This window comes from uncultured Acetatifactor sp., assembly GCF_948601915.1.
Lineage (GTDB): Bacteria > Bacillota > Clostridia > Lachnospirales > Lachnospiraceae > Acetatifactor.
The window spans coordinates 1-17,571 of the sequence record NZ_CAPDXS010000116.1 but is presented as its reverse complement, the minus strand read 5'-3'; the positions used below and the strand labels follow the sequence as shown (position 1 = coordinate 17,571).

Sequence of the window (17,571 nt, the reverse complement as noted above, 5' to 3'; positions counted from 1 at the left end):
TCAAGGAGCAGGACGCCAATGGCAACGGCGATGTCAATGATGAGATTCCTTACAGTCTGACACAGGGCGATTATTTAGGGCTGTTGAAGTATTCCGAGTTCTGTTATGACGAGTCTACCATGTGCGCCGTAATCGATGGCAGGCTTACCTATGTACCTACCACTGATTACTTTAAGGAATATGTGGCCTTTTTGGCAAAGCTGTATCAAGAGGGGCTGCTTGAGCAGAATTCCTTTACCCAGGGTGGTGAACAGCAGCAGGCTATCGGCCAGTCAGGGGATGTATACGGCTCTTTCTGGACAATGGGAGCATTCCTTACGGTAGGGCGCGATAATGACGATGACTATGTAGTTATGACTCCTTTCTATGAGGACACTTATCCTATTCTCACTGGCATCACAGACGGCACTGTTGCAATCACCGATGCCTGTGAGAATCCGGAAGTCCTGATGGCATGGCTTGACTATTTCTACAGCGAGGAGGGCGGTATACTTGCGTGGATGGGCGTGGAAGGAAAGACTTATCAGATTGCCGACAATGGCAAGTGGGAGTGGATACTGGGCGGAGAGTACGGAGACGACATCGCCACTGTGCGTTCCAGCTCGGCTATTCAGGGAGCACAGGCTCATCCTTCCATTCAGCCTGCCTTCTGGTTCGAGATGTCCCCGGAAGTGGACGCGGACGAGGTATATCTGAACAATGAGCGTAAGAGAATCGCAGAATTGGGCAAGGTTGCCCTTCCTGTGATGGCCTATACGGAAGAGGACAATGCTCAGATTGCCACCTTCAGGGCGGATATCGACAGTTATATCAATCAGTTCATCGCACAGGTATGCATCGGTGAGGTGGATCTGGAATCCGGCTGGGATACCTATCTTGAAACAATGGAGGCTATGGGAGCTTCCAGGCTGGCTGAACTTCATGAGAAGACCTATAATGCATCTGTTCAATAATCTGGCACGGCTTTTGACGTAAAATATGAACTGGAAAACGGAGGAATGGGGATTTCTTCATTCCTCCGTTTAAGGAAAGGAGAGTTTTAATGGCAGGAAAGACAATGCAGAAGAGTGAAACCGTTGTACAAAACCTTGCCGGAAAACCAAAGGAAAGCTTTTTTGTCAGGCTTGGAAAGAACATGAAGAAAAACTGGATCCTCTACGTGATGATTCTTCCGGTAGTCGTATATTATATCGTATTTGCCTATGCTCCGATGTACGGTATTCAGCTTGCCTTCAAGAATTATCGTGTAAAGGAAGGTGTTTTGGGAAGCCCCTGGGTGGGCTTCGAACATTTCAAGCGTTTCTTCAGTGCCTATAATTTCAAGCTTCTGCTGATGAATACACTTGGAATCAGCGTATACAGCATTCTGGCAGGATTTCCGATTCCAATCATTTTCGCTCTGATGCTCAATTATGTGAAAAACAAGTACCTGAAAAAGACGGTTCAAATGGTTTCTTATGCCCCTTACTTTATTTCCACTGTGGTTATGTGTGGCATGATAACAATCTTCATGGGCACGGATTCGGGTATTTTCAATATAATCCGTGGTTTCTTGGGGATGGAGCCTGTGGACGCCCTGTCGAAGCCCGGGTGGTTCAAGTCCATCTACGTCTGGACAGGCGTGTGGCAGGGAATGGGCTGGAGCTCCATTATATACATATCGGCGCTTTCAGGCGTGGATATGCAGCTTCATGAAGCCGCTATCGTGGATGGGGCTACCAAGCTGCAGAGAATCATCCATGTGGATCTGCCCTCCATCAAGCCTACCATTGTCATGCTGTTGATTTTGCAGATGGGGTCTCTGATGGGCGTAGGATTTGAAAAGGTCTTTCTGCTGCAGAATACCTTGAACAAAAGTGCAGCCTCAGTCATCTCCACGTATGTCTATGAAGTAGGCCTGATCAACAGTGATTACGGATATTCCACGGCTGTGGGGCTGTTCAACTCAGTCATCAATGTCATATTGATTGTCACTGCCAACCAGCTGAGCAAAAAGCTGGCTGATGAGAGCCTGTTCTGAGGAGGGAATGAGAATGAGAGATAAAACAATGTATGTAAAACGTTCCTATTCCGACAAAATATTCGACAGCGTCAATGTGGCGGTCATGATTTTTCTGCTGATTATCTTCGTCTGGCCGTTATGGTTCGTGGTAATCGCATCCGTGAGCAATCCAAACGAGGTATGGAACGGGAACGTGCTTCTGGTTCCGAAGGATTTTACGCTGATGGCCTATGAAGAGCTGATGAAATATAAAATGATATGGACGGGCTATCGGAATACGATTTTTTATACGGTGGTGGGCACTTTTGTCAATCTGGTCATGACGATTTGCGCGGCATACCCGCTTTCCAGAAAGGATTTCATGCCCCGCAATTTCTTCATGTTCCTGTTCATGCTGACCATGTATTTCAGCGGCGGGCTGATTCCGACTTATCTTGTGGTGAACAAGGTAGGGCTGGTGAATTCGCCATGGGCCATGATCATCCCCGGAGCCTGCTCCATCTACAATGTCATCATCACAAGGACATATTTCATCAACAGCATACCGTCTACCCTGCAGGACGCAGCGGAGCTGGACGGCGCGAATTCCTTCCAGTATCTGATGCAGGTGGTGCTGCCCCTGTCCAAGCCTATCATAGCGGTCATCGCGCTGTACTATGCGGTGGGCCACTGGAATGATTTCTACACGGCGCTGATCTACATCAACAAGCAGGAATACATGCCGCTGCAGTCCTTCCTGCGCGACATATTGATGTCCAACAAGATGACCCTGAACGACATGCAGGGCCTGGACGCAGCCGCCGCTGAAGCCAGGATGCGCCTGGCCCAGACCTTGAAGTACAGCGTCATCATCGTATCCACCGTGCCGGTGCTGTGCATCTACCCTTTTATCCAGAAGTATTTCGTGAAGGGGGTCATGATTGGTTCCGTAAAAGGATGAGCGCGCTACGACTGTCAGGAAAATGCACAAGGGCGTTTTCCTGGCAGTTTTTGATGTTTTACTTTTTGTAAAGGACTTTGAGATAAAGGACTTTGAAGAAAATGCAGTTGTAAAATACAAGGCATTGCCTTATAATGAAAGAAATTATAGCAATTTTCCTATAGTAAAGTGCATGCTATTAAAAGGATCATAGTGGGGGAGCGATTGAATGGAAAAAATTATCAATGTAGCGCAATACGTGTTCATAGAATACAAAAGAGTGACAGGAGAAGTAATTGATGAAATGAAGCTTCATAAGCTACTCTATTTTGCGCAACGCGAATCATTAGCGATAACGAACTCTCCCCTTTTTGAGGGAGAATTCGAAGGCTGGAAATACGGACCGGTCTGTAAGGAAATCCGCAACTCTATCACACCGGACGGCATTATAGACGTATCCGGAGACATATCTGATGAATGCAAGTATATCGTCAATAATGTGATTCTGGAATATGGCGCCCTTGCGTCCTGGAAGCTAAGTGAACTGTCCCACAAAGAGATTTCCTGGAAAAACGCGAGAACTGGACTCCATGAAGGAGAAAACGGGAATCGTAAGCTGAAGCTGGAGGATATCAGGATAGATGCCCAGAAGGTCAGGCCATATGACCATGTGTGGGACATGTATTACGATGAATTCGAAGACGAGGTGGCAGAATGATTGGAAAGATTTACTCGTCTGTCACGCCGTTTTATGATAGCAAAAAAGGTATGAATTCATTTAAGCGCCGTCCGGTGCTTATCATGGAAAATGCACTTTAGCTTAGAGAAAGCAGTACCTTCCTGTTGACAGAAGCTTATATGGCATTTTGCGCCCGGGAAATAGGAAAAATATATTACTAATCATCTTGACAATCCATATCATTTACATCAGAATAAAAACAGAGTCCGCTTTCCGGCAGGGCTCTGTCATCATACACACAAACATCCGACACATACCAAAAACCCAAAAAGGAGGCCTATCACATGAAATGCTACATCAAAGACTATCCGAGACCCCAGTTCGTAAGAGCAGACTGGGAAAACCTGAACGGCACATGGGACTTTTGCTTCGATGATTACAACCGGGGAGAGAAGGAGCGTTGGCAGGAGAAATTCCCCGGCGGCCTGCGGATACAGGTGCCCTTCACCTATGAGACGAAGCTCAGCGGCATAAAAGAGGAGGCTCCCCACAGCAATGTCTGGTACAGAAGGAGCATCCAGGTGGACGCGGGAAGGCTGGAACAGTACAATTACATCCTGCATTTCGAGGGCTCGGATTTCCTGACGAAGGTGTGGGTGAACGGCCGGTATGCCGGAAGCCACAGGGGTGGCTACGCCAGGTTCTCCTTTGACATCACCAACCTGGTCTGGGACGGCGAGAACGAGATAGTGGTGAAGGTGGAGGACTCCTTGGACGTCCAGCAGCCCAGGGGGAAGCAGCGCTGGCTTCCGGAGAGCTACGGCTGCTTCTACGTGCAGACCACAGGCATCTGGAAGACCGTCTGGTCGGAATATGTGCCGAAGACCCATCTGTCCCGCGTGAAGATGACCCCGAACATGGAGGACAGATGCCTGGAGGTGGAATATGAAGTGGAGGCTCCCGCCTATGCCTGGGACGGCAGCCTGACGGTGGAGGCGGTCGTTACCTTCCAGGGCAATCCGGTATGCCGGAACCTGACTGCTGTGAACTGCGGGCTTGTCCGGACGAAGCTGGATGTGATGACGGAGGCCCTGGGCGATGTGGACTGGGTGGTGCGCACATGGACGCCGGAGCATCCCAATCTGTATGATGTGGAATTCCGTTTAATAAAAGACGGAGAGGCGCTCGATGCGGTGGGCTCCTACTTCGCCATGCGGGAAATCCGCATAGACGGGCGGCACATCCTATTGAACAGCTATCCCCTCTACCAGAGGCTGATGCTGGATCAGGGCTACTGGAAGGATTCCCATCTGACCCCGCCGAGCGAGGAGGCCCTGATAGAGGACATCGACAAAATCCGGGCCATGGGCTACAACGGCGTGCGCAAGCACCAGAAGGTGGAGGACGAGCGGTTCCTGTACTGGTGCGACGTGAAGGGCCTGCTGCTCTGGAGCGAGATGGCCGCGGCCTACCGCTATTCGGACAATGCGGTGGCGGAGTTCACCGCCGAGTGGGTGGAGATCCTGCGGCAGAACTACAACCATCCCTGCATCATCGTCTGGACGCCCTTCAACGAATCCTGGGGCATCTCCAGGGTGAAGACGAACCGGAAGGAACAGCAGTTCACTGAGGCCATCTACCATCTGACCAAGAGCATGGACGGCATGCGGCCCGTGGTCTCCAATGACGGCTGGGAGCACACGCTGACGGACATTCTGACCCTGCATGACTATGAGGAGGCGGGCAGCGTACTGAAGGCGCGGTATACAGAGCACAAGGACGAGCTTCTGACGGCGGCCATATGCCACAACGGCTTCAAGACGGCCCTGGCGGACGGCTACGAATACCGGGGGCAGCCCGTCATCATCAGCGAGTACGGCGGCATCGCTTTCGACAACAATGGCGACGGATGGGGCTACGGCAATCTGGTGAAGTCCAAGGAGGATTTCATCCGCAGGTTCGACGATGTCACCACTGCCATCAAGGAGCTGCCCTATGTATGCGGCTACTGCTACACCCAGGTGACGGACGTGCAGCAGGAGGTGAACGGCCTGATGGACGAGGAGCGCAATTTCAAGGTAGAGCCGGAGGTCATCCGGGAGATCAACGAGAGGAAGGTTCTCTAAGAGTGTATGGTTTTGTTTCCTGGCTTCCGGGCAAAAAGCATTTGAGCCATATTTTTCTCATGCCGCTTTTGTGGTATATTTAGTAAAAATTCTTGCATAATGCGTATGGCGGGAGGGTATGCGGATGATCGATACGGGCGGACAGCCCTCAAAGCTGAGAAAGGAAGAGTGGTTGAGGGAAAACCCCATCTATCAGAATACGGTTGCCTGCGAGAAGAGATTCAATCCGGACTTTTCCCTGTCCCAGCTGCATTTCCATGAATTCCTGGAAATCAGCATCATCGCGGAGGGCAGCGGCATCCATCGCATCTGGAACAGGGTCCTTACATGCAGGAAGGGCGATGTCTATGTGCTGAACGCGGGCGTGCCCCACGAGTATTTCGTGAAGGACGGGGAGGAAAAGCTGGTCATCCGGAACATCCTGTTCGATGTGGAGGACTGGTTCACAGGGGATCTGGCCTTGCCGGACAGCCCCCGGTTCTGCTACGGGATTTTCGACGAGGACATCCTGTCCGCCTATGTGTCCCTGAAGGGGCGCTCCATGGAGACGGTGGAGAGGATTTATCAGGCCATCGAAAAGGAGACTGCGGAAAAGGAACCTGAGTGGATGGAAGCCGTGAAGGCGCAGCTCATCCTGCTCTTGATCGCCATAAGACGGCATCTGGAGGAATCCTCCACGGATTCTTCTGTCACGCCCAGGGATAGGATGGTGGTGTCCACGGCCATGCGCCTGGTGAGGGAACAGTATTTCGATAAGGAACTGACGCTGGAGAGCATAGCGGATTCCTTGTACCTGAGCAAGTCCTATCTGAGCAAGCTGTTCTGCCGTGTCACGGGGGAGCATTTTTCCGAGTATCTCCGCAGCGTCCGGCTGCAGCAGGCCTGCAGGCTGCTGCGGGATACCCAGTTGACCAATGAGCAGATCGTGTACGGATGCGGCTTAAAGGACGTGCCCTCCTTCTACCAGTTGTTCAAGGCGAAGCTATCCATGACGCCCAACAGATATCGGACGGAAACAAGAAAAACCATACAAAATAAAGAAGGAAAAGGAGAACCGAACATGAGCATTTTGACAGACATTTCAGAGAACCTGCAGCGGGGCAAGGCGAAGGTGGTAAAGGAGCTGGTACAGCAGGCAGTGGATGAGGGCATCCCTGTAGAGCAGATCCTGAGCGAGGGATTGCTGGACGGCATGGGCATCATCGGCGAGAAGTTCAAGAACAACGAGGTGTATGTGCCGGAGGTGCTGGTGGCCGCCAGGGCCATGAACATGGGGGCGCAGGTGCTCAAGCCCCTGATGGCGGAGGCAGGCGTGAAGGCCACAGGAAAGGTCTGCATCGGCACCGTACAGGGCGACCTCCACGACATCGGCAAGAACCTGGTGAAGATGATGATGGAGGGCAAGGGGCTGGAGGTAGTGGACCTGGGCACGGACGTGGCTCCAGAGACCTATGTGCAGACTGCCATCGAGCAGGGCTGCCAGGTGATCTGCTGCTCCGCGCTGCTGACCACCACCATGGGCGTCATGGAGGAAGTGGTGAAGAAGGCGGAGGAAGCCGGTATCCGGGACAAGGTGAAGATCATGGTCGGCGGAGCGCCAGTGACGGAGGAGTATTGCCGGAAGATCGGCGCGGACAAGTATACCCCGGATGCGGCCAGCGCGGCGGATGCCGCCGTGGAGCTCTGCGCTGCCTGCTGAGAAAATCTGTTGCATTAGCCTGCACCCGAAAGGAGATTTCGATTGTACACTTTCAAGCGTAGATTTTGAGTGCGAGGGAGCGGGCATGGGGGATAATGTATGAAGAGAGATATGCGAAAATGGCTGGAGGAGCTTCAGGCTGCCCCAGTGAAAAAAGCCATGCCGGTTCTGTCCTTTCCGGCGGTGCAGCTCCTGGGAATCAGCGTGAAGGAGCTGATCTCCGACAGCGACAGACAGGCGGAGGGCATGAGGCTGGTGGCGCAGCGCACGGATGCAGCGGCGGCCGTGAGCCTGATGGACCTCTCCGTGGAGGCTGAGTGCTTCGGCTCCGCCATCCGGGTATCGGACAGGGAGGTCCCCACCGTCGTCGGACGAATCGTGGAGGACGAGGAGGGAGCGAAAGCCCTGGAGGTTCCCAGGGTGGGGAGCGCCAGGAGCGGGCTGTATGTGGAGGCCATCAGGAAGGCTGTGGAACTGATTAACGACAGACCGGTCTTCGCCGGCGCCATCGGCCCTTTCTCCCTGGCGGCCAGGCTGCTGGACGTCACGGAGATCATGATGGAGTGCTATGACGAGCCGGACATGGTGCACATGGTGATGGAGAAGGCCACATCCTTCCTGACAGAGTATTGTAAGGCTTACAGGGAGGCAGGGGCAAACGGCATCGTCCTGGCGGAGCCGGTGACAGGCCTGCTGTCCCCTGCCCTTGCGGAGGAGTTTTCCGCGCCTTATGTGAAGCGGCTGGTGGATGCCGTGCAGGATGACTCCTTTGTCATCATCTACCATAACTGCGGGAACAATACCATCCAGATGATAGATTCCATCCTGGACACGGGGGCCGCGGCCTACCATTTCGGAAATGCCATAGACATGGCGCAGATGCTGGCCCGTATCCCGGCCGGGACAGTGGCCATGGGAAATGTGGATCCCGCGGGAGAGTTCTGCCACGGCACGCCGGAATCCATCCGCAGGGCCACGCTGCAGGTGATGGAAGCCTGCTGCCCTTATCCGAATTTCGTCATTTCCTCCGGCTGCGATATCCCGCCCATGTCGAAATGGGAGAATATCGATGCTTTCTTCGGGGCCGTGCAGGAATACTATGAGTGCCGAAGCGCACAGGGGGTATCAAGATGACTAACAGAGAACGAGCGATGAACATCCTGCATTACCAGCCGGCAGACCGGTTCCCGGCCGTCCATTTCGGCTATTGGAGCGAGCTGCTGGAGGAGTGGGCCGGACAGGGGAAGATTTCAAAAGAGCTGGCGGAGAGCGTGGCCGACGGGAACGAAGCCGACAAGGAGCTGGACCGCATCATTGGCTGGGACTTCGACTGGTGCCGGACAGTGGGCCCCAGGAACGGCCTCTTCCCCTCCTTTGAGTACAAGGTGCTGGAGACTCTGCCGGACGGCACCCAGCGGGTCCAGAACGAATTGGGCCTGATAGAACGGGTGAAGCCCGGAGTGGCCTCCATCCCTTCGGAGGACGATTATGTCCTGAAGGACAGGGAAGCTTTCGAGACCCTCTATAAGCCCAAGATGCTCTATGCGCCGGAGCGGATAGACCTGGAGTATTATAAGCATTTCAACGAGACCAGGCCCATGGACGTCCCGGTGGGGCTGGCCCTGGGCAGCGTGCTTGGGGATATCCGGAACATGGTCTCCGTGGTGGGGATGAGCTATCTGATTTATGACGAGGACGAAGAGCTGTTCGCGGACATCGTGGACACCTATGCGGAAATGCAGTACCAGTGCGTGAAAGCGGTTCTGGAGACCGGCGCGAAGTTCGACTTTGCCCATTACTGGGAGGACATCTGCTTCAAGAACGGCCCTCTGCTTTCGCCCGATATCTTTGAGGAGCTCTGCGCGAAGCACTATAGGAAGAGAAACGACCTGTGCCGTCAGTACGGAATCGATATCATTTCGCTGGATTGCGACGGGGTGACGGAAAAGCTCCTGCCCACCTGGTTCGAAAACGGGGTGAACACCATGTTCCCCATCGAGGTAGGCGTGTGGGGGGATCAGTTCGAGGCGGCCCGGAACAGATTCGGCAGGGGCATGCTGGGCGTGGGAGGCATGGACAAGACCGCGTTCCGCAAGGACAGGGCGGCTGTGGACGCGGAGATTGAGCGCATGAAGCGGCTGGCCTCTCTGGGCGGCTTCCTTCCGTGTCCCGACCACAGGATCATGCCCGGCTCCAGCTTCGAGCTGGTGCAGTATTATGCGGAGGAAATCAAGAAAATCAAGATTTGAACGATGCGGTTCATAAGGAGACCCAATGGCGAAGAAAATAGCAGATGCCGAAATTTTAGAGGATTTGGTGAAAAAGGCGCTGGAGCAGGGAGCGGACAACGCCGCGGTGGTTCCTGTCTCTGCAATCGAGACGGATGCCGGGTTCCGGAGCCTGTGCCAGCAGAATACCTGCGGGAAGTACGGCAGATGCTGGACATGTCCGCCGGACGTGGGCGATATTGAGACATTGATGAAGACCCTGCGCACATTCGACTACGCTGTCGTCTACCAGACCATAGGGATGCTGGAGGACAGCTACGACATAGAGGGCATGGAGGAGGCGGCGAGGAAGCACAGCCTCCTCACCCGGAGGATGGCGGAAGAGGTGGGCGAGGATTCCTTTGTGCGCATCCTGCACCTGGGGGCCGGGGGATGCCATATCTGCCCGGTCTGCGCCAGGGTGGAGAACCATCCCTGCCGGTTTCCGGACATGGCCATATCCTCGCTGGAGGCATACGGAATCAATGTGTCCAGGCTTGCAGCGGCTTGCGGTATGAAATATATTAATGGACAGAATACCGTTACATACTTTGGGGCGGTGTTTTGCTCCCTTATGTAAGCGGGTCTTTTGCGATTTGCCTGCGCCGATTGTAGTGCAGGCTGCCCGGCATGGGGCTAAGCGCGGGGGGACGTGCCGGGTGGGCAGAGAGGGAAAGGTGCATTTCTTTCGGGGTCGCCAGGAAGCAGGGTATACGGCAGGCTGCCCCGGCATGGGGCTAAGCGCGGGGGACGCGCCGGGAGGACAGAGAGGGAAAGGTACATTTCTTTCGGGGTCGCCAGGAAGCCGGGTAGACGGCAGGCTGCTTCGGCTTGGGGCTAAGCGCGGGTGGGCGCGTCGGGAGAACAGAGAGGGAAAGGTACATTTCTTTCGAGGTCGCTAGGAAACCGGGTAGACGGCAGGCTGCTCCGGCATGGGGCTAAGCGCGGGTGGGCGCGTCGGGAGGACAGAGAGGGAAAGGTACATTTCTTTCAAGGCCGTGAGGAAGCCAAATAGACGGCTTGCCGGATGTTTTTTAATGGAGAGAGGTATATATGGTGGAAGTCAGGGTAAATGGGATTGTTCATCATGCAGAGCCGGGGACGCTCCTGGGAAATCTGCTGGCCGGAGAACATTCCGGGGAGGCCCATTTTGAGGGCTGTGCGGGTTCCGGCGGGAAGCTGCCGGGAAGCCCGATGCTGGCGCTGCCCTGTGGCGGGCATGGGCGCTGCGGGAAATGCAGGGTGTTTGCCCGGGGCGCCTTGAGCCCCCTTTCGGATGCGGAGAGGCGGCTTTTGTCCCGGGAGGACATTGACAGGGGCATACGGCTGGCCTGCTGTACCGCTGCGGAGGGAGACTGCAGCGTGGAGATGGAGCTGCTGGGCAATGGACAGATCCGGACTGCCGGAGACATGCCGGCTATCCTGCTGAAGCCTTCTTTCAGGTCCTGTGGCTTTGTGCTGGATATCGGTACTACGACACTGGCTGCACGGCTTTACGATACCTCGGGGAAACTGCTGGCGGAGGGAAGCGGGCTGAATCCACAGGCGGGATGGGGAGCAGACGTGATTTCCCGCATCGAAGCGGATCTGCGGGGAGAGGGCCCCAAGCTTACACAGGCAATCTGCACGGCAGTGGACAGCCTGGTGATGGAGCTCTCCGGGAAGGCCAAAATCGCGCCGAAGGATATCGACGGGATGGCGGTGACGGGGAATACAGTGATGCTCCATCTGCTCACCGGCACCTCCACGGAGCCTCTGTCCCACGCGCCCTTTGCGGCCGGGCGGCTGTTCGGGGAGACGGTGACGGCGGAAAGCCTGGGGCTTGCCTCTCTGCGCCCGGAGGCCGCGGTCTATCTGGCTCCCTGCGCGGCGGCCTTCGTGGGCGCGGATCTCATCACGGCGGTTCTGGCGGGGGCTTTGTGCGATACGCCGGGCACGCGGCTGCTGGCGGATATCGGCACTAACGGCGAGATGGCCCTGTGGCATGAAGGGGCGCTGTATTGCTGCTCCACCGCCGCCGGTCCTGCCTTTGAGGGGGCGGGAATCTCCATGGGAATGGGGGGGAGCGCAGGCGCGGTAGACAGGGTGGCAGTCACGGAGGGAAGGCTGAAGGCCCATGTGATCGGGGACGCCGCCGCTGTGGGGATCTGTGGGAGCGGCGTGGTGGACGCGGTAGCATGTCTGCTGGAGACAGGCCAGTTGGACGATACGGGATACCTGGAAGAGGAGAGCGCAGTAATCTGCGAACCGGTGACTTTCACACAGAATGACGTGAGGATGGTACAACTGGCCAAAAGCGCCATCCATGCGGGCATCAGGACTTTGCTGCACACGGCGGGGCTGGACTGTGCTCAGGTGGAGTCGCTGCTGATCGCGGGAGGCTTCGGCAGTTATCTGGATGTGGGGAACGCGGCGAAAATCGGCCTGTTTCCCGAGGAGATGCTGCCCTGCATCCGGGTGGTGGGCAATGCTGCCCTGAGCGGAGCGTCCATGCTGCTGCTGAATGAGGATTACAGAGCTGTCTGCGAAAAATATGCAAGAGACGCGAAGCTGGTGGAGCTGTCATCCAATCCGTATTTTGCGGATGAATATATGGAACGGATGCTGTTTTGAGGGGTGACGGCTTTATCCCGCGATAATAAGCGGGGCCGTACCTGCGGGCACGATTGACGGATGCCGCGAGACCGTAGCCGCAAGCGTTCAGGGGATGACTCGTCGCGGCCCTGCATCAGGTTGCCCCATCACCTTACCGGGGGATTGGGGAGACATATCTGATACCGGTGCTCCGGAAAGAGCGCTGCGAGAGGAAAGACAGGAGGGTAATGAAATGTTATATCCAAGAAAGGAAGAGAAGACACTGGATGAGGCGCTGTTCCGAAATCCGTCCAGCGAGTACCGGGGTACACCGTTCTGGGCCTGGAACTGCAAGGTGATGAAACGGCAGATCGAGGAGCAGACCGAAGACCTGCGCCAGATGGGCATGGGAGGCGCCCATATCCACAGCCGCACAGGCATGAACATTCCGTTCATGAGCGAGGAATTCCTGGATCTGGTCTCCTTTGCCCATGACCGGTTCGCGGAGAAGGATATGCTGACCTGGCTGTACGACGAGGACCGCTGGCCCTCCGGCTTTGGCGGCGGCCTTGTGACCTGCCATGAGGAGTACAGGCAGCGCTGCCTGGTATTCTCCCCGGAGCCCATCCGGGAGGGCTTCCCGAAGGACAGAGGGGAATCCATCTCTTCCGCCAGGGCCATCCGCAATGACAACAGAAAGTTCCTGATGTGCTACGGGATACGGCTGAACGAAAAGGGAAATATGACGGATTACCGTACCTTTTCTGACGGTGAAGAGGTTCCGGAGGGCTATGCGCCCTGGTACGCTTATCTGGAGGTGTCGGGCGACAGCGCCTGGTTCAACAACCAGGCTTACGTGAATACGCTGGACCCCAAGGCCATGGCTTTCTTCCTGGACACCGTCCACGAGAAATACGCCGGAAAGCTGGGGGATTCTTTCGGCAAGGACATTCCTTCCATCTTCACGGACGAGCCCCAGTTCGTCCATAAGAGCCTCCTGGGCAGGGCGGACGACAGAACCGCCCAGTTCATCCCCTACACGGATGACTTCGAGGACAGCTACCGGGCCGCTTACGGGGAGTCCTTCCTGGAGCATCTGCCGGAGGTCTTCTGGGAGATGGAAGGGACGCCTGTCTCCGTGACCAGATATCATTACCATGACCACATCGCGGAGCGCTTCTCCCAGGCCTTTGCGGATCAGATCGGGGACTGGTGCCAGGCCCACGGCTTTGCCCTGACCGGTCATATGATGGAGGAGCCCACCCTGCGGAGCCAGACCGCGGCCCTGGGAGAGGCCATGCGCTCCTACCGAAGCTTTCAGCTGCCCGGCATCGACATGCTCTGCGACAGCAGGGAGCTGACCACGGCCAAGCAGACCCAGAGCGCTGTCCATCAGTACGCCAGGGAGGGCATGCTCAGCGAGCTCTACGGCGTGACCAACTGGGACTTCGACTTCCGGAACCACAAGCTGGGCGGGGACTGGCAGGCGGCCCTGGGCGTCACCATCCGCGTCCATCATCTGACATGGGTGTCCATGGAGGGCGAGGCCAAGCGGGACTATCCAGCCTGCATCGGCTATCAGTCTCCCTGGTATCGGAAATATAAAAAAATCGAGGACTATTTCTCGAGGCTCAACACGGCGCTGGTGAGGGGAACGCCCTTTGTGAAGATTGGCGTCATCCATCCCATCGAGTCCTATTGGCTGAAATGGGGCAATGAGGAGACCACCGGAGCGGTGCGGGAGGAGATGGACAAGGCGTTCTCCGACCTTACCGCCTGGCTGCTCTACGGGCTGCTGGACTTCGACTTTATCTCCGAATCCCTGCTGGAGGAGCAGTCCCGTGACGGAGAAGGGGCATCCCGCGAAAAGGGCTTCGCCGTGGGCGCTATGACCTATGACGTGGTGGTAGTGCCTAATTGCCTGACCCTCCGGAAAAATACGGTAGAACGTTTAAAGAAATTCGCGGAAATGGGCGGAAAGATTTTCTATCTGGGCCATGTGCCGGAGTACATCGATGCCCTGCCCGCCCGGGACGACGTGCTGGCGGAGACGGGAACGGTGCTGCCTTTCACGAAACAGGCCATCCTCCAGGCGCTGGAGCCTTACCGCACGGTGGGCGTACAGGACAGGAGAGGGATGAAGTCAGCCAACCTGCTGAGCCAGCAGCGACAGGACGGAGAGAATCGCTGGCTGTTCCTGGCGCACTCCGAGAGGCCTGCCGAGGTGGATGACGTGACCCCGGAATACTGGACGATTCGCGTGCCCGGAGAGTGGACGGTAGAGCTGTATGACGCCATGGAGGGTGCCATATCTCCCGTAGACGTACAGTACGCGGCGGGCAGGACCCAGTGGGAGGTGACCTCCTATGCCCAGGATTCCTTCCTGTACTGCCTGAAGCCCGGACGGGCCGGGGAGAGCGCGGCATCCCTTTGCGGCAGCGCGCCTGCCTGCCATCGCCCCGTGGCAATGCCGGAGCTGGTGGACTTTGCGCTGGAGGAGCCCAATGTCCTTGTGCTGGATATGGCGGAGTATAAGCTGGACGACGGCGGCTGGAGGGAGAAAGAGGAGATTCTGCGCCTGGACAACAACTTCCGCGCGGAGGCAGGCTATCCCATGCGGGCGGATGCCTATGCCCAGCCCTGGATCTACGGGGTGCGCGCTTACGAGCATAAGGTGGCGCTGCGCTGTACCATTCTGTCCGAGATAGCCATGGAAGGGGTAGAGCTTGCCCTGGAGAACGAGGCCATTACGGAACTGATCTGGAACGGGGAGGAGATTCCGCATACAGTCACCGGATACTATACGGACAGGGAATTCCACAAAGTAGCCCTGCCCGGCCTGAAAAAGGGAGAGAACGTGCTGGAAGTCAGGCTCCCCTACCATACCAACGTGAACCTGGAGGCCATGTTCCTGCTGGGAGAATTCGGCGTGGACGTGAAGGGCAGCACGGCAGTCATCACGGCGCTTCCGGAGAAAATCGGCTTCGGGGACATCTGCTCCCAGGGCCTGCCCTTCTATGGAGGCAATCTGGTGTACCGGGTTCCCGTGGAGCTTCCGGAAGACGGAGCGCTTACCGTGCAGGTGCCCAAGTTCCGCAATCCTCTGATCGAGGTAATCCTGGACGGACAGGAGGAGCAGAGCAGGGATCTGTTCAAGAGCCCCTACCGCGTCAGCTTCGGCCAGGTGAAGCGTGGAAAGCATGTGATAGAGCTGCGGGCCTACGGCAACCGGAGGAACACCTTCGGCCAACTGCACAACTGCAACGAAAATGTCTACTGGTGCGGCCCCAATGCATGGCGCACCCAGGGCGAAGCCTGGGCCTACGAGTACCAGCTCACGAGAACAGGCATCCTCACAAGCCCCCATGTAGAGATCCACGCAGAATAACAAGGAATAGAATCAATTGCCGCAAAACCGGAAGAATGCCCGCACTTTGGGCATTCTTCTGTGTGAAACTTAGATTTTCTTAGCGGGCGTACTCTGACCGCTTAGAAAATCTTTTCACACTTTTCCAAGCGCCGTCTTCTGAGCCACCTCCGTCTTTTTCTCATAGCATGCAAAGGCATTGTCCACCAGCTTCCTGTCCGGCTTCGGCGTGAACAGGCTCACCACAGGCACGATCACAAGTCCCGCCAGCATGGCGATGGCCCCGCAGTTGATAGGGGACTGCATGATAGCCGGGAAGGAGCTCCTGAAGAAGATATTGGCCACCATCAGCACAGAGCTGAAGAGGAAGCATACCCAACAGGAAGCTTTCGTCACCCGTTTGGAGTACAGCGAATACAGGAATGGCGCCAGGAAGGAACCGGCCAGCGCCCCCCAGGACACGCCCATGAGCTGTGCGATGAAGGTCACGGAGCTCTTGTACTGAATCAGGGCCAGTATGGACGAAATGGCGATGAACACCACTATCAGTATCCGCATGGAGAGCACCTGCTTCCTGTCGTCCATCTTCCGGAAACAGACCTCCTTCAGGAAATCGATGGTCAGGGTGGAGCTGGAGGCCATGACCAAAGAAGACAGCGTTGACATCGAAGCGGACAGCACCAGGATCACCACCAGGGCGATCAGCAGGGGCGACAGGCCCGAGAGCATGGTGGGGATGATGGAGTCGAATCCGTTTGCCGCCACGTCGATCTGGTCTGAGAACAGCCTGCCGAAGCCCCCCAGGAAATAGCAGCCGCCTGCCACCACCAGCGCGAACAGGGTGGAGATGATCGTCCCCTTCTTGATGGACTCCTCGTTCTTGATGGCGTAGAACTTCTGCACCATCTGGGGCAGCCCCCAGGTGCCCAGGGAGGTGAGGATCACCACGAACAGGAGATTCAGGGGATCCGGGCCGAAGAAGGACGCGAAGGTGCCCGGGGCCGTGGAGACTGTCTCGTCCGTGATCCTGGCCAGGCCGTCCAGAGCCGCCATGAAGCCGCCCTTGCTCTTCAGCACAGCAGCGATGATCGTACTGATGCCGAACAGCATGATGATTCCCTGGATGAAGTCATTGATGGCCGTGGCCATGTACCCTCCGGCGATGACATAGACAGCCGTCAGCACAGCCATCAGGATGATGCAGACGGAATAATCGATGTTGAACGCCATGCCGAACAGCCGGGAGAGGCCGTTGTACAGGGACGCTGTGTAGGGGATCAGGAAGATGAAGATGATGACGGACGCGCCGATCTTCAGGGGGCGGCTGCCGAAGCGCTCCCCGAAGAACTGAGGCATGGTGGCAGAGTCCAGGTGCTGGGTCATGATGCGGGTCCTGCGGCCCAGCACCACCCAGGCCAGCAGCGAGCCGATGACGGCGTTCCCGATGCCCGCCCATGTGGCGGCGATGCCGTACTTCCAGCCGAACTGCCCGGCGTAGCCCACGAACACCACCGCCGAGAAATAGGAAGTGCCATAGGCGAAGGCTGTCAGCCAGGGCCCGACGGAGCGCCCTCCCAGGACGAAGCCGTTGACGTCCGTGGCGTGCTTGCGGCAGTAGAGGCCGATGGCAATCAGTACCGCGAAATAGAGGATCAGTAAGATAAGTTTCATGGTTTCATGCCCTTTCCTTTGTCGGTTTAAAGTGCTAAAGCAACTATAGCACAGATTGACAGATTATGCAAATATTTCTTTTATAAAAAATAAAATGGCATGTTCCCGCGGAATATGATAGAATGAAAGGAATAAAAAGCATTCTGTGAAGAGGGGGAGCGGAACAAAAATGCCGTTTGAATATGGTTTTTATGAGCTGTTTTTGATATTCATGGTGTTAGTCAATAAATATGTTGGTATTGCTTCACAGCACTACTAAGTTGTAGT

At 56.1% G+C, this 17,571-nt stretch carries 13 protein-coding genes; 12 read left to right on the top strand and 1 reads right to left on the bottom strand.

Features of this window, described 5'->3' with window-relative positions:
- From Q2B33_RS17660 to Q2B33_RS17600, 12 genes are all read left to right on the top strand, one after another.
- On the top strand, positions 1-953 hold a 953-nt coding region (locus tag Q2B33_RS17660; RefSeq protein ID WP_300914131.1), incomplete at its 5' end, for a hypothetical protein.
- A 182-nt stretch (positions 954-1,135) separates the two neighbouring features.
- Positions 1,136-2,020 carry a sugar ABC transporter permease gene (locus Q2B33_RS17655; RefSeq protein ID WP_300914130.1) on the top strand — a complete coding sequence of 295 codons (885 nt, stop codon included), beginning with the start codon at positions 1,136-1,138 and terminating at the stop codon, positions 2,018-2,020.
- A gap of 13 nt (positions 2,021-2,033) precedes the next feature.
- Positions 2,034-2,942 (top strand): carbohydrate ABC transporter permease, encoded by a 909-nt coding sequence (locus tag Q2B33_RS17650; protein WP_300566090.1) that lies wholly within the window; start codon positions 2,034-2,036, stop codon positions 2,940-2,942.
- Positions 2,943-2,964: 22 nt separating this feature from the next.
- On the top strand, positions 2,965-3,135 hold the full coding sequence (locus Q2B33_RS17645) for a hypothetical protein (protein ID WP_300783568.1): 171 nt from the start codon (positions 2,965-2,967) through the stop codon (positions 3,133-3,135).
- Positions 3,136-3,150: 15 nt separating this feature from the next.
- Positions 3,151-3,639 (top strand): Panacea domain-containing protein, encoded by a 489-nt coding sequence (locus Q2B33_RS17640; RefSeq protein ID WP_296460876.1) that lies wholly within the window; start codon positions 3,151-3,153, stop codon positions 3,637-3,639.
- A 305-nt stretch (positions 3,640-3,944) separates the two neighbouring features.
- Entirely contained in the window at positions 3,945-5,726 is a 1,782-nt protein-coding gene (locus Q2B33_RS17635; RefSeq protein WP_300566093.1) for a glycoside hydrolase family 2 protein, read from the top strand.
- Between the two features lie 124 nt (positions 5,727-5,850).
- Positions 5,851-7,425: a cobalamin-dependent protein gene (locus Q2B33_RS24300; RefSeq protein ID WP_330624500.1), complete on the top strand. Its 1,575-nt coding sequence runs from the start codon at positions 5,851-5,853 to the stop codon at positions 7,423-7,425.
- Positions 7,426-7,524: 99 nt separating this feature from the next.
- Entirely contained in the window at positions 7,525-8,559 is a 1,035-nt protein-coding gene (locus Q2B33_RS17620) for a uroporphyrinogen decarboxylase family protein (RefSeq protein WP_300566095.1), read from the top strand.
- Complete coding sequence (locus Q2B33_RS17615; protein ID WP_300566097.1) at positions 8,556-9,674, top strand: uroporphyrinogen decarboxylase family protein; 1,119 nt, start codon at positions 8,556-8,558, stop codon at positions 9,672-9,674. The genes Q2B33_RS17620 and Q2B33_RS17615 overlap by 4 nt, the downstream gene beginning before the upstream one ends.
- 25 nt (positions 9,675-9,699) lie before the next feature.
- Complete coding sequence (locus tag Q2B33_RS17610; protein ID WP_300566099.1) at positions 9,700-10,272, top strand: DUF2284 domain-containing protein; 573 nt, start codon at positions 9,700-9,702, stop codon at positions 10,270-10,272.
- A gap of 473 nt (positions 10,273-10,745) precedes the next feature.
- Positions 10,746-12,305 carry an ASKHA domain-containing protein gene (locus tag Q2B33_RS17605; protein WP_300566101.1) on the top strand — a complete coding sequence of 520 codons (1,560 nt, stop codon included), beginning with the start codon at positions 10,746-10,748 and terminating at the stop codon, positions 12,303-12,305.
- 214 nt (positions 12,306-12,519) lie between these two features.
- Positions 12,520-15,654 (top strand): hypothetical protein, encoded by a 3,135-nt coding sequence (locus Q2B33_RS17600; protein WP_300566103.1) that lies wholly within the window; start codon positions 12,520-12,522, stop codon positions 15,652-15,654.
- 114 nt (positions 15,655-15,768) lie between these two features.
- Here the strand turns inward: Q2B33_RS17600 and Q2B33_RS17595 are convergent, their stop codons facing one another.
- Positions 15,769-17,304 (bottom strand): sodium:solute symporter, encoded by a 1,536-nt coding sequence (locus Q2B33_RS17595; protein WP_300566105.1) that lies wholly within the window; start codon positions 17,302-17,304, stop codon positions 15,769-15,771.
- Positions 17,305-17,571 lie beyond the last annotated feature (267 nt).

What these genes read in the sequence shown, in the direction of transcription:
- Q2B33_RS17605 (WP_300566101.1), top strand. Translation starts at nt 10,746, where the DNA reads ATGGTGGAAGTCAGGGTAAATGGGATTGTTCATCATGCAGAGCCGGGG.
- Q2B33_RS24300 (WP_330624500.1), top strand. Translation starts at nt 5,851, where the DNA reads ATGATCGATACGGGCGGACAGCCCTCAAAGCTGAGAAAGGAAGAGTGG.
- Q2B33_RS17650 (WP_300566090.1), top strand. Translation starts at nt 2,034, where the DNA reads ATGAGAGATAAAACAATGTATGTAAAACGTTCCTATTCCGACAAAATA.
- Q2B33_RS17635 (WP_300566093.1), top strand. Translation starts at nt 3,945, where the DNA reads ATGAAATGCTACATCAAAGACTATCCGAGACCCCAGTTCGTAAGAGCA.
- Q2B33_RS17615 (WP_300566097.1), top strand. Translation starts at nt 8,556, where the DNA reads ATGACTAACAGAGAACGAGCGATGAACATCCTGCATTACCAGCCGGCA.
- Q2B33_RS17600 (WP_300566103.1), top strand. Translation starts at nt 12,520, where the DNA reads ATGTTATATCCAAGAAAGGAAGAGAAGACACTGGATGAGGCGCTGTTC.
- Q2B33_RS17595 (WP_300566105.1), bottom strand. Translation starts at nt 17,304, where the DNA reads ATGAAACTTATCTTACTGATCCTCTATTTCGCGGTACTGATTGCCATC.
- Q2B33_RS17640 (WP_296460876.1), top strand. Translation starts at nt 3,151, where the DNA reads ATGGAAAAAATTATCAATGTAGCGCAATACGTGTTCATAGAATACAAA.
- Q2B33_RS17645 (WP_300783568.1), top strand. Translation starts at nt 2,965, where the DNA reads ATGCACAAGGGCGTTTTCCTGGCAGTTTTTGATGTTTTACTTTTTGTA.
- Q2B33_RS17620 (WP_300566095.1), top strand. Translation starts at nt 7,525, where the DNA reads ATGAAGAGAGATATGCGAAAATGGCTGGAGGAGCTTCAGGCTGCCCCA.
- Q2B33_RS17610 (WP_300566099.1), top strand. Translation starts at nt 9,700, where the DNA reads ATGGCGAAGAAAATAGCAGATGCCGAAATTTTAGAGGATTTGGTGAAA.
- Q2B33_RS17655 (WP_300914130.1), top strand. Translation starts at nt 1,136, where the DNA reads ATGAAGAAAAACTGGATCCTCTACGTGATGATTCTTCCGGTAGTCGTA.